Source organism: Thalassospira sp. MCCC 1A03138 (genome assembly GCF_002115785.1).
Taxonomy (GTDB): Bacteria; Pseudomonadota; Alphaproteobacteria; order Rhodospirillales; family Thalassospiraceae; genus Thalassospira.
Genome location: NZ_JFJY01000010.1, coordinates 17,429 through 30,108 on the forward strand (window position 1 = coordinate 17,429; position 12,680 = coordinate 30,108).

10 protein-coding genes are annotated in these 12,680 nt (G+C 53.8%); 6 read left to right on the forward strand and 4 right to left on the reverse strand.

The features are described from left to right. Window positions 1-45: 45 nt before the first annotated feature. Window positions 46-1,434 carry an FAD-dependent tricarballylate dehydrogenase TcuA gene (gene tcuA / locus TH468_RS18060; protein WP_085645953.1) on the forward strand — a complete coding sequence of 463 codons (1,389 nt, stop codon included), beginning with the start codon at window positions 46-48 and terminating at the stop codon, window positions 1,432-1,434. Then, window positions 1,418-2,548, forward strand: a complete 1,131-nt coding sequence (tcuB, locus tag TH468_RS18065; protein WP_210402267.1) for a tricarballylate utilization 4Fe-4S protein TcuB — start codon at window positions 1,418-1,420, stop codon at window positions 2,546-2,548. Before tcuA ends, tcuB begins: the two co-directional genes overlap by 17 nt. Before the next feature lie 69 nt (window positions 2,549-2,617). On the opposite strand, the gene TH468_RS18070 is transcribed toward tcuB, so the two are convergent. Together TH468_RS18070 and TH468_RS18075 are read right to left on the reverse strand one after the other, a co-directional pair. Next, window positions 2,618-4,027 carry a sensor histidine kinase gene (locus tag TH468_RS18070; protein ID WP_085645955.1) on the reverse strand — a complete coding sequence of 470 codons (1,410 nt, stop codon included), beginning with the start codon at window positions 4,025-4,027 and terminating at the stop codon, window positions 2,618-2,620. After that, entirely contained in the window at window positions 4,024-4,686 is a 663-nt protein-coding gene (locus tag TH468_RS18075; protein WP_085645956.1) for a response regulator transcription factor, read from the reverse strand. The genes TH468_RS18070 and TH468_RS18075 overlap by 4 nt, the downstream gene beginning before the upstream one ends. A gap of 243 nt (window positions 4,687-4,929) precedes the next feature. On the opposite strand from TH468_RS18075, the gene TH468_RS18080 reads away from it, so the two are divergent. The 4 genes from TH468_RS18080 to TH468_RS18095 all read left to right on the forward strand — a co-directional run bounded on the left by TH468_RS18080 (window position 4,930) and on the right by TH468_RS18095 (window position 10,314). Further along, the gene (locus tag TH468_RS18080; protein WP_085645957.1) at window positions 4,930-6,030 is read left to right on the forward strand and encodes a tripartite tricarboxylate transporter substrate binding protein; all 1,101 of its coding nucleotides are present in this window, start codon (window positions 4,930-4,932) and stop codon (window positions 6,028-6,030) included. 123 nt (window positions 6,031-6,153) lie between these two features. After that, window positions 6,154-8,133 carry a tripartite tricarboxylate transporter permease gene (locus TH468_RS18085; protein ID WP_085645958.1) on the forward strand — a complete coding sequence of 660 codons (1,980 nt, stop codon included), beginning with the start codon at window positions 6,154-6,156 and terminating at the stop codon, window positions 8,131-8,133. Between the two features lie 5 nt (window positions 8,134-8,138). After that, window positions 8,139-9,251, forward strand: coding sequence for a 4-oxalomesaconate tautomerase (locus TH468_RS18090; RefSeq protein WP_085646034.1), 1,113 nt, complete (start codon window positions 8,139-8,141; stop codon window positions 9,249-9,251). Window positions 9,252-9,255: 4 nt separating this feature from the next. After that, window positions 9,256-10,314: an isocitrate/isopropylmalate dehydrogenase family protein gene (locus TH468_RS18095; RefSeq protein ID WP_085645959.1), complete on the forward strand. Its 1,059-nt coding sequence runs from the start codon at window positions 9,256-9,258 to the stop codon at window positions 10,312-10,314. A gap of 67 nt (window positions 10,315-10,381) precedes the next feature. Here the strand turns inward: TH468_RS18095 and TH468_RS18100 are convergent, their stop codons facing one another. Together TH468_RS18100 and TH468_RS18105 are read right to left on the reverse strand one after the other, a co-directional pair. Then, complete coding sequence (locus TH468_RS18100; protein ID WP_085645960.1) at window positions 10,382-11,479, reverse strand: glycoside hydrolase family 105 protein; 1,098 nt, start codon at window positions 11,477-11,479, stop codon at window positions 10,382-10,384. A gap of 52 nt (window positions 11,480-11,531) precedes the next feature. After that, window positions 11,532-12,506 (reverse strand): TRAP transporter substrate-binding protein, encoded by a 975-nt coding sequence (locus tag TH468_RS18105; RefSeq protein ID WP_085645961.1) that lies wholly within the window; start codon window positions 12,504-12,506, stop codon window positions 11,532-11,534. Window positions 12,507-12,680 lie beyond the last annotated feature (174 nt).

Below are 12,680 nucleotides of genomic sequence, written 5' to 3' on the forward strand. Positions count from 1 at the left end.
GTATACAAGAGTATCCATTAAAATACGAAAAGAGGTGGAGACGCCGTGAAAACTGAATCCGATCATTATGATGTCCTTGTCGCGGGCGGCGGGCAGGCGGGGCTGATTGCCGCGATCGTCGCTGCGGAAAAAGGCGCGCGCGTCTGTCTGCTGGAAGGGGCACCCAGAACCCATCGCGGCGGGAATACCCGCCATACCCGCAATTTGCGACCCATGCATATTGGCCCCTTGTCGGTTTTAAGCGGCACTTATGACGAAGCGGAATACTGGGATGACCTGATGCGGGTGACCAAGGGGAAAACCAACGAAACACTTGCCCGCATGACCCTGCGCCAATCGATAGAAGCCGTTGACTGGCTTGAGGCGCGCGGTGTGCAGTTCCAGCCGCCACTTGGCGGAACCCTGCATTTGGGCCGAACGAATGCGTTCTTCATGGGCGGGGGCAAGCAACTGTTAAACGCCCTTTATCGGCATGCCGATAAGCTTGGCGTTGAAGTTCATTACGATGCGATGGTCACATCCGTAGAGATTTCGGAAGGAAGATTTAAAAGCCTTCAGGTGGGTGATCACACCATTTCGGCAAATGCGTTCGTTGCGGCAGCCGGCGGATTTGAAGCGAATATCGAGTGGCTGAAAGAGGCGTGGGGCGATATTGCCGAAAACTTCCTGATCCGGGGGACGCCCTATAATCGTGGTGATTTGCTGCGCATGCTGCTTGATGCCGGGGCCCGGCAGGTCGGGGAACCCAATCAGTGCCATGCGGTGGCAATTGACGGGCGCGCGCCAAAGTTTGACGGCGGAATCTGCACGCGGGTTGACTGCGTGTCGCTTGGCATTGTGGTGAACAGGAATGCCGAGCGATTTTATGATGAAGGCGAGGATTTCTGGCCAAAGCGATATGCGATCTGGGGCCGCCTTGTTGCGGACCAACCTGATCAGGTGGCCCATGTGATTATTGACCAGAAGGCGCGTGGTGCCTTTATGCCCCCCGTTTTCCCGGCCGTGGTCGCCGATACGATTGGCGAATTGGCCCAAAAGATCGGTCTGGATCCCGCGACGCTTGAGAAAACCGTTGCCGACTATAACGCGGCGGTTCAACCGGGAAAATTTGATCATACCGAACTGGATGGGGTTCATACCAGCGGGCTTGTGGTGAACAAGACCAACTGGGCGCGGACACTCGATCATCCCCCCTATAGCGCCTATTGCCTGCGGCCGGGCATCACATTCACCTATCTCGGTGTGGAAGTCAGCGAAAAGGCGCAGATGCAGATGGCCGACGGGACCGAAAGCCCGAACATCTTTGCTGCGGGTGAAATTATGGCCGGAAACGTTCTGGGCCAGGGATATCTTGCCGGGATTGGCATGACGATTGGGAATGTGTTTGGACGAATTGCAGGAAGGGAGGCTGCCGATTATGCGCTCAACCGATAAAACAACCGAAGCCGCCCGCGTGATGTCGATCTGCAATGCCTGCCGTTATTGCGAGGGACATTGTGCCGTTTTCCAAGCGATGGAACTGCGGTTGGAATTCAATTCCGATACGCTCGATTATCTGGCAAACCTTTGCCATAACTGCGGGGCTTGTTATCACAATTGCCAATATGCGCCGCCGCACGAATTTCAGCTTAACGTTCCGGCCGCGATGGCGGAGCTCAGGCAGGAAAACTACGGCGTTTATGCGTGGCCGGGCTTTATGGGCAAGCTTTTTGCCAATAACGGTCTTTGGGTCAGTTTTCTGTCAATCGTTGTGATCACGCTTTTTCTGGGCGGAACGGCCATTCTGACCGGGGATGATTTCTTTTCAGCGCACGACAACGCATTCTACGGCGTGATTTCGCATGATGTTCTGGCCGCAATGTTTGGTGCGGTCGGTGGATTTGTGCTGCTTGCGCTGCTGGTTTCGATTGTTAAATTCTGGCGGACAATGAATTTGCCAAGTCCTTTCAGGCTTGATTATCCCCGCGTCATGCAGGGGATCAAAGATGCTCTCTCGCTGAAATATCTGGATGGGGGTAACGGGCAGGGATGCTCGTATCCAAGCGAAACGCCCTCCATGGCAAGGCGTTGGTTCCATCAGATGACATTCTGGGGCTTCATGCTGTGCTTTGCGGCCACATCGTCGGCCACGGTCTTGCATTATGGCTTCGATCTTCCCGCACCTTACGGGTATTTGAGCCTGCCCAAACTGTTTGGCATTCTGGGAGGACTTGGTCTTATTGTGGGGCCAGCGGGGCTGCTGATCCTGAAGGCCAGGGCAGATGCAGCCCCGAAAGGCAAAACGAACAAGGGTATGGATGTCAGTTTTCTGGTTCTGCTGTTTTTGACAAGTCTGACCGGACTTTGCCTGATGTTTGTGCGTGATACGCAATATGTCGGGGTGATGTTAAGCATCCATCTTGGTGTTGTGATGACACTGTTTCTGTCCATGCCATATGGCAAGTTTGTGCATGGTTTTTATCGCCTGATCGCGCTGATTGTGTTTGCGGTCGAAAAGAACGATCACAAGCAGGTGGTCGGCGTTTGTCCGGACAAGAAAGCGGCCTGAATGTCAAAAGACAAAAGACCGGCGCGCGAAGTGCCGGTCTTTTGTCTGCAACGAGACAGATAAAACCGGTTAGCGCGGGAATGCAATCCGCACCTTCAGGCCGACACCGTCTTTGCCGTCTTCAAGGGACATAACGGCCTGATGTGCGTTGGCAACTTCTTTGACGATAGCCAGTCCAAGGCCACATCCTTGCCCGTTTTGCTCATCAAGGCGCACGAACCGTTCCAGAACCGTATCGCGGTCTTTTTCCGGGATGCCGGGGCCGTTGTCTTCAACCTCCAGAACCGGACCTACTGCAACGCCGCGACCAATGACGCGAACCGTCACAATCGTACCGGGAGTGCCATATAAAATGGCATTCTCGATCAGGTTGCCAAGCATTTCCTGAAGCAGAACCTCGTTTCCTGTTTCAATTTCACAGTTCATGCCCTCGCTTTGATCGTCGAAACCAAGATCAATATCGTGGCGGATCGCATAGCGAACCATCCCGGATGTCACCGAGGCGGCAAGGGCCAAGAGGTCGGTCTTCTCGTAGCGGACAGCCTTTCGGCCTTCCGGTGATACCCGCGCGAGGTTCAGAAGCTGGTTGGCAAGTCTGGCCGTCTGACGGGTTTGACTGACGATACGTTCAAGAGCTTGACGGTCTTGTTGGGCGCTGGCATTGCGCAAAGCCCATTCGGCTTCGGCCTGTACTGTCGCAAGCGGGGTACGTAGCTGGTGTGATGCATCGGCGATGAAACGCTGATTGGCGGTGATTGAGCTTTCCAGACGTGCCAAAAGTGCATTTAGAGATCTGACGACCTCGGTGACCTCCTTGGGCATGGCATGGCGAATTGGCCGCAAATCATCAGTTGACCTGCGGCGGATTGCCTGTTGAAGGCGTCTTAGGGGGGCAAGTCCGCGTGAAACGCCGATCCATGCGAAAACGCCGCCGAGAAACATCAGAACCAGAAAATCAGTGGTCGATCCCAGAAGTTCGTCATAAATCAGATTGTCGCGTTCACGACGGGTCTGGCTGACATCAATGGTGACCCAGCCATAGATGTTCGACGACGGATTGGAAACCAGATATTTCATGGTTACCGCGCGTACGTCTTCGTTACGATAGTGTGCGTTATAGAAATGGGGGACACCCGGTTCCAGAGTAATGCCAGCGGGCAGTCGCGGCAGACCAGAATCCCCCGTCACAAACGCCCCGTCCGGACCCTGCACCCGGTAATATGTGTTTTCGCGGGTGAACTGCTCGAGCAGCAACTCGATATCACGCGATAGCAAATCGCCCCTCGAATTGATTGCGTGTTCGGAAATCGTTACCGCCAGTGCAACCAGAAGCCGGTCCTGAATACGGTTGGCCATTTCGCTGACGGTCAGATAGTTTTTGGCCAACAGCCCGAATGCCAGCATTAATCCAGGCAGCAAAAGCCAGCGCAGGAGCCTTGCGCGCAATGATGTTGATATGGCGGTAGCGTTTTCGGTCATTCGTCAATCATATAGCCAAGTCCGCGAATAGTCCGGACTTCGACATCACCTGATGCAATTTTTTTGCGCAGGCGACTGATGTAAAGTTCGATGGATTTTACGCTGGCCTCATCATCAAAACCGAACAGATGCAGGGCGATTTTTTCCTTGCTGATCACCTGGCTTACGTTCAGCAGCAGGATTTCCAGCACACCGCGTTCGCGCGGTGTTAGCGAAACGGGCTGTCCATCAATCGTGACGGACCGGTCCACCGAATTGAATGTCAGTTTTCCAACCGTAATGGTGGGATTACGCTGCCCGATATTGCGCCGCAAAAGGGCACGCGCCCGGGCTTCAAGTTCCGACAGCTCGAACGGTTTGACCATATAATCGTCTGCCCCGGCATCCAGACCAGCAACACGTTCATCCAGATTGCCGCGGGCGGTCAGGATCATGACGGGCAAATTGATTTTGCGTGCGCGCACGGTTTTCAGAATTTCAATTCCGTCCAGTCCCGGCAGCGACAAATCGAGAATCAGAAGATCGAAGGTTTCTTGCAGAACAAGTCGAAGAGCATCTTCGCCATCATGAACCAGATCGACAGCATGATCGGTCTGCCGCAGGGCAGCAGCGATTTTGTCAGCCAGAACAAGGTTATCTTCTACAATCAGGATACGCATTCTGCCTAAATAACACCGAAAATGACTTCGAAAATGAAAAATTTGACCCTAGACAGCAAACTGACAGCTTTTTCGTTTAGATTTTGCGTCATAGGCAAACGGCACTCCCGGCAATGACCGGTCAGAAGAACAATAACAGCCGAAAGCCTGAATGGGAGGAAATCGACACTTGATGCCTGTCTGTGCGTCACGCGCTTCTTCCTTCCGTTCGAGAGAAAACAACCGTTATGGAGGGAAAGCCCAATGTCATGGGGAAAAACCGTTAATCAATCATTCAAAACCGCATGTGCGGCTGCGGCAATTGCTTTTGGTTTTGTCGGTACAGCAACCGCACAGGATGCCGACTTTGCCGGGGATCGTGTCGAACTGATTATTCCGTTCGGTGAAGGTGGGGGGACTGATACCTGGGGCCGGTTCTGGGCACCGTATTTCAGCGTCTTTCTGCCGGGAAATCCCACCGTTGTCGTCAAGAACATTCCGGGCGGCGGTTCGACTTCGGGGGCGAACCAGTTTGAAGCCCGCGCCAAACCTGATGGATTGACCGCTATCGGAACTTCCGGCTCAACCCAGTTTCCGTATCTGTTGCGCGACAAACGCGTGCAATACGAAATGCGTGACTGGCGCGTGGTTTTGGCTTCGCCTACGGGTGGTGTTGTTTATGTGAATTCTGATCTTGGTCTTAAGTCGGCTGCTGACATGAAAGCACTTGAAACCGTCAAGTTGCGTTATGGTAGTCAGGGCGCGACGTCCCTTGATCTGGTTCCGTTGCTAGCGTTTGAACTGCTGGGACTTGATGTCGATGCCGTGTTTGGCATGAAAGGCCGCGGGGCCGGTCGTCTTGCGTTTGAGCGTGGCGAAGTCAATATCGATTATCAGACTTCGTCGGCTTTTATTAACAACGTTACACCACTTGTTGATATCGGCAGCGCTGTTCCTCTGTTCTCGTGGGGGGCAATCGACGATGACGGCAATATCGTGCGCGATCCTTCCTTCCCCGACCTGCCAAGTTTCCCGGAAGCATACGAGATGATGAAGGGTGAAAAACCTTCAGGTCCCGCCTGGGATGCTTACAAAGCCTTTTTCATTGCCGGTTTCCCGGCCCAGAAAATGGTCTTCCTGCCAAAAGATACGCCTGAGGAAATCGTGCAGGCCTATCGTGAAGCGGCACAGGCCGCAACCGAAGATGAGAGCTTTCTTGCAGATCGACAGGCAACGCTTGGCGAATACAAACAGATCGTTGGCGAGCCTGCAGAGCGTATTTTCCGCATGGCTGTGAACGTTCCAGAAGAAGCCCGTGAGTGGGTGCAAAAATGGCTGACCGATAAATATTCGGTTCAGTTCTAACTGAAAATCTGAAGTCTCCCGTTTCCTGATCGGGGTGGCCTTGTCCACCCCGCTTTTTTCACCCTTCGACTGTCCGGTCGTTTAAGGGAACGGGCGAACTTTGTCTTTTGACGGAGTTTCCTGATGCTTGATGCAATGATGACGGCACTGTCTCATTTCGCGCAGCCAACCCATCTGATCTATCTTTTGCTGGGGGTTGGAATGGGCATGATCGTTGGCATTCTGCCCGGGTTGGGCGGAATTGTCGGGCTGTCTCTTCTGTTACCTTTCATTTATGGCATGGACCAGATTTCGGCACTTGCCATGTTGATCGGTCTTGTTGCTGTTATCCCGACCTCGGATACCTTTACATCTGTCTTGATGGGGATACCGGGATCAAGTGCATCACAAGCAACAGTTCTTGATGGTTTTCCTTTGGCCAAAAAAGGCCATGGTGCCCGTGCGCTGGGGGCTGCATTTTCGGCATCTCTGGTCGGGGGCCTGGTCGGGGCCGTTATCCTGACCGGCTTTGTCGTGATCGCGCGGCCACTGATCTTGGCATTTGGTTCGGCCGAACTCTTTATGCTCGCTGTTCTTGGTCTGTCGATGGTCGGCGTTCTTGCCGGTAAAAGCCTGCCTAAAGGCGTGATTGCAGCGGGCCTTGGCTTGCTGCTGGGGGCGCTTGGTGCGGCTCCGGCCACCGGCGAACTCCGCATGAGCTTTGACTCTGTTTATCTGATGGATGGTCTGCCACTCGTCATTGTCGGGCTGGGCATGTTTGCATTCCCTGAAATCATCGACCTGTGCCGGCAAAATCGATCTATTTCTGATAAGGGCACCCTTGGTCTGGGATGGCGCGACGGCGTTCGGGATATGATCCGTCACAAATGGTTGTGCCTGCGCTGTGCCGGTCTTGGCAGTATTGTCGGGGCCCTGCCCGGGCTTGGTGGAAGTGTTGTCGACTGGATCGCCTATGGCCATGTCGTTCAGACCGCAAAAGACAAATCGCAATTCGGCAAGGGCGATATTCGCGGTGTTCTGGCACCGGAAAGCGCAAACAATGCCAAGGAGGGCGGCGGGCTCGTTCCCACCTTGCTGTTTGGTATTCCCGGATCGGGCAGCATGGCCGTTTTCCTTGGCGGTATGGTCCTGATTGGTCTTGAAGCCGGCCCTGCAATGGTTGGGCGCGATCTTGATATCACCTACACGATCATCTGGTCGCTTGCGATTGCCAATGTGGTTGGTGCTGGTGGTGCATTGCTGATTTCACCTTTCGTCTCGCGTCTGACGACAATCAAATACGGTTACCTTGCGCCGTTCATGATTACGGTCATCTGCTTTGCCGCGTTTCAGGCGACGCGTTCCCTTTCCGATATGATCGCCTTGTTGGTGCTTGGTGTTCTTGGCGTGCTGATGAAACGCTTTGGCTGGCCTCGCCCGGCGTTTCTGATTGGTTTTGTGCTCGCATCCAACACGGAAACCTACCTTTATCAGGCCTTGCAATTCTACAACTGGGAATTTTTGACCCGTCCAGGTGTGGTAATTATCGCGGCTCTGACAGTCATTTCCGTTCTGATGGGGATGCGAAAACACCCGGTAAATCCGGTTGAAGAAGAAGAAAGCAGCCATTCCCACAATCCGAGACGCTGGCCGCAAATCCTGTTTGCGGGCGTGCTTCTGGCGTTCTTTGCGTTCGGAATTTGGGATGCAACGCAGCATTCCTTCCTTGGCAGTGTCTTTACCGGTGCGGTTTCGGTCGTGATGTTTGTCGTTTCGGCGATTTTGATCTGGCAATTGATTGTATCGCCACCGTCCCATGCGGCCAATTTTGATCATGAATTTGATCTTGAACATCAGGACGTGAAGCCGACCGCAGGTCTTTGGCACTACGTTCTTTGGGTTGCCGGAATGGTGGCCGCAACCGCCGTGTTTGGGTTCCTGATTGCGATTACCGGGTTCTTCATTGCCTTCCTTCGGGTCAAGGCAAAGGCATCGTGGCTTCGGACGTTGCTTTTAACCGGGCTTGCGATTGGCGGGCTTTGTGTTCTTGCGTGGTCACTGGTTCTCGATTTCCCGGCCGGGATACTTCAGGACCTGATTGAACTTCCCTGGCCGCTGGGGTGATCGACATGAAAAATACCGTGATTGTGAATGACCAACATGCCGTTCCCTGCGTGATGATGCGCGGCGGGACATCAAAAGGGCCGATCTTTTTGGCCAGTGATTTGCCCGAAGACGTTGCCGCGCGTGATCGTCTTTTGCTTGCGGCGATGGGGTCGCCAGACAAACGTCAGATTGATGGTATTGGCGGTGCCGATACGTTAACCAGCAAATCATGCATTGTTGCGCCGTCCAGACGACCGGATGCCGATGTCGAGTTCCTGTTTGCCCAGGTCGCCATCGATAGGGCAGAGGTTGATGTTAATCCGAATTGCGGGAACATGACCGCAGCCGTTGCCCCGTTTGCGATTGAGGCCGGTTTGGTGCCGGTTACAGGGGATCAAACGCTGGTCCGCATTTACAATAAAAATGTCGGTGCATTGGTTGACGTTCTGGTCGCGACACCCGGCGGAAAGGTGACCTATAGCGGGGATGCCGCGATTGATGGCGTGCCCGGGACTGCGTCCCCGCTGATATTGCGGTTCAAGGATATCATGGGCAGTAAAACCGGTCGGCTCCTGCCAACGGGGAAACCGATCAACTATATCGACGGGCTTGAAGTGACCTGTATTGATGTGGCGGTTCCGATGGTGATGTTTCGCGCCCGCGATCTTGGAATAACGGGGAACGAAACAAAGGCGCAGCTTGACGGCAATGCAGAACTGATTGCGCGGATGGAAGCCGTGCGCCGCAAAGCATCGGAACTGATGGGGCTAGGCGACTGTACCGGCAAGGTCGTGCCGAAAATGGCCATTCTGTCCGAGCCGACAAAAGGTGGCGATATTACATCGCGCTATTTTGTGCCGCATAATTGCCATGCGACCCATGCGGTGACCGGTGCGATTTGTGTTGCCAGTTGCGCATCACTTTCAGGAAGCATCGTTGATGGTATGATCAGTCTCAAGGCCTTGCCGCAACAGTGGATTCAGATTGAACATCCGAGTGGCATGATTGCAGTGGAACTTACCATCGAAGGATCGGGGCCAAATCTTTCGGTGATTTCCGGCGGGGTGATCCGCACCGCACGCCGGTTGTTTGAAGGTCGGGTTCTTGTTCCTGAAAATATTCTGACGGAGGTTTAGGGTCGTGGATGTTCTTTTATTGCCGGGCGACGGGATCGGACCGGAAATTACGGCTGTCACCCGCAATGTGCTTGAGGCATTGGATCGTTCATTTTCGCTGGGATTAAAATTTAGCAGCGAAGACGTTGGATTTGCATCATTGGAAAAACACGGTGCCACCATTACCCCGGAGTTGATCGAGCGTGCCCGCAAGGCTGATCTGACCATTCTGGGGCCGGTTGATACCGCACATTATCCTCCGGCAGATCAGGGCGGGATCAATCCTTCTGCGGCATTGCGCATCAATCTTGATCTGTATGCCAATGTAAGGCCTTCGAAGGTGTTTGAAGGTCTTCCTGCTTTGGCCCGGAATATGGATCTGGTGATTGTGCGTGAGAACACAGAAGGTTTTTATGCCGATCGCACCATGTATGCGGGCACCGGCGAGGTGATGCCAACCCCTGATCTTGCGCTGGCGATGCGCAAGGTGACGCGCCAGGGAAGTTACCGGGTGTCGGCATTTGCTGCGCGCCTTGCGGCCAAACGTCGCGGACATTTAACTATTGTTCACAAAGCCAATGTTTTAAAGCTCAGCGACGGTCTGTTTTTATCCGAAGCAGAGAAAGCCGCAGCCGAGCAGGGTGGACTTACGGTTCGCGAAGAACATGTTGATGCGATGGCATCACTTCTGGTCAGAACGCCAGATGCGTTTGACGTGATTGTAACGACCAACATGTTTGGTGACATCCTTTCGAATGAGGCGGCGGAGCTGGCCGGTGGGCTTGGGCTTTCCGGGTCACTCAATGTCGGGGATGAAAATGCGATTGCGCAGGCATCGCATGGTTCAGCCCCCGATATTGCAGGCAAGAATATCGCCAACCCCGTATCGCTTTTGCTGTCGACCGTTTTGCTTCTGGATTGGAAGGGGGCAGAAGCTGGCCGCGGCGATTTGCAGCAGGCTGCAAACAGGCTGGATAAGGCAATTTCCGAAATGCTCAAAAGTCCGGACACGCGAACAGCAGACCTTGCCGGATCATTGTCTTGTCGTGATTTTGGTTCGGTTTTGGCCGATAGGCTTCGCTGAAAACTTATAAAAGAGCCCCTGTCGCAATGCGGACAGGGGCTTTCGAAACTTCAGTTGAAGCGCAATTCTATTCGTTTATGTGATTGAGAGCTTCGACGAGGCACAGAAGCGCCATGGATTGGCCATAGCCGGTGGGGTGCAGGGGGATGTTCTTGTAGAATTCAAGGTCATGTCCCATGCGGGTGCCGTAGGAAACCTGTTGCACGACGCCATTACTGTCGATGTTTTCGAGCACCGCATGCAGGGCCTTTTGACCGGCCGTTTTCCAGCTTTCGGGGCCAAGGCCCAGCCGATATCCTTTGAGCAGCGCATAGCCGATTGCAGAGGTTGCCGAGATTTCCTCGTAAGAAGTTGGATCATCGACCAGTGTGTGCCATGTGCCGTTCGCGGTCTGATAGTCGATCAGGCTTGATAGCTGTGCCTTGACCACCCACAGCAGATAGCGGCGCGTGGCGGCATCAAGATCGGCAAGATCAATCAGATCGAGTATTCCTGCCGAAATCCATGAATTGCCGCGCGCCCAGCGCGCACGGGCGAAATTGTGATTTCCATCGAAGGTCCAGCCATGGAACCACAGGCCGGTTTCGGGTTCGCATAGATAGTGGGTGTGGACCAGAAACTGGAATTTGGCTTCGTCGATCAGGTCTTTTCGGCCGGAAGCCTGACCGTAGGATGCCAGAAACAGGGCGAGCATGAACAGGGTGTCGTCCCACAGTTCGCCGTTATTGATCTTGTCTGAAACATCGTGCTGGAACCCGCCTGACGTGGTGCGCGGGGCTTCTGCGATCAGGCGGTTTGCCCAATCGTCAAGAACAGGTTCCCATCGAGGATCCCGGGTCTGCTGCCACAGAATGGACAGGGCCAGCATGGGGGCTGTCGTGTTCACATTCTGGGGCGGCAGGCCCCGGGAAAGCTGTTTTTCGTACCAATTTTCCAGAATGCTCCGCGCTTCTGCGTCTCCGGTCTGGAGCCAGAGTTGCGCAATTCCGTACAGACCGACACCCTGTGGCCATTCCCAACTATCGAAACTGACATAATCACCGGCTGTTCCATCAAGGTTCGGCTCGTTGAATTGTCCTTCGTCTCGCAGGTTACGTAAGCCTGTCACTATCTGAGAGATTTTATCTTTCAATTCGTGGTGAAGGCTGACGGTATCGGTTCCCATTATTATGTCTCGCTGTTTTTTCTGAAGGAATTTGGTGGCGCGGAGCGGAAAATTATTCGGTTTCGAGAATCTGGGTCAGAAGACCGCCGAAATCCGGATCGTTGCGATACTCGTCAAGCAGCGGCATGACTTTTTCGCGGAAGGGGGCCTGATCCGGGGAGACAAAGGTCACGCCCATCTTTTCTGCTTCTGCGGTTGAATCCTTGACGGCCTGATCCCAAAGCGCGCGGAAGGATTCTGTTGCGTGAAGAGCAGCTTCCTTGAGGATGGTGTTCTGTTCGTCGGTGAGTTTTTCTGCCGCCGCGTTGGAGATCACCAGGAAGTCGGGAATACGAAGATGTTCGTCCTGCGAATAGAATTTGGCGACTTCGCCGTGACGACCGATGGTCAAAGCCGTGACGTTGTTTTCCGCACCATCAATCACGCCCATTTGCAGGGCCGTGTAGATTTCGGCGTAGGGCATCGGTGTCGGGGAGCCCCCCATCATTTCGACCATGCGGATCGAGCTGTTGGAGTTCAGAACCCGGATTTTCTGGCCAGCAAGATCTTCTGGCGTATTGATCGGTTTATCGGTGGTATAGAACGAACGTGCGCCGCTGTCGAAGAAGGTCAGGCCTACAAAGCCGCTGCCTTCTGTGGCGTTATAAACCTCGTCCGCGACTGGTCCGGTCATGACGCGATAGAAATGGTCTTCGCCCTTGAAGATATAAGGCAGGGTGAATGCCTTGAATACAGGGTCAAAGTTTTCGAGGTTGCCTGCACTGACGCGGGTCATGTCAACCGCACCGTTCTGAAGCTGTTCGAGGACTTCGCGCTCGGACCCCAGAACCGCATTTAAAAACAGCTGAATGGTAACTTCGCCGTCTGTGCGTTCTTTCACTTCATCGGCGAATTGCTGCAAGGCTGTACTGGTCGGGTGGTCTGCTGACAGCGAGTTAGCCAAAGTCAAACGTGTTTTCGCCTCTGCCTGGCCGACCGTAAGAGTGGCGATTGCTGTTAAGGTCAAGGCAAGTTTCTGATATTTCATTGTTTTCCTCCCTTGGATTTTTTTCCGCCCGATTGGCGGTGACGAAAATGTCACCGCATTTCATCGATGACATGTGGATAAAACTGTCATTGTGAAAATAAAATTTCCATATGTAATAAATTTTCATTCATGGGCGGCAAAACAAACATGCGGAAACCGCGTGAAAGGGGCATC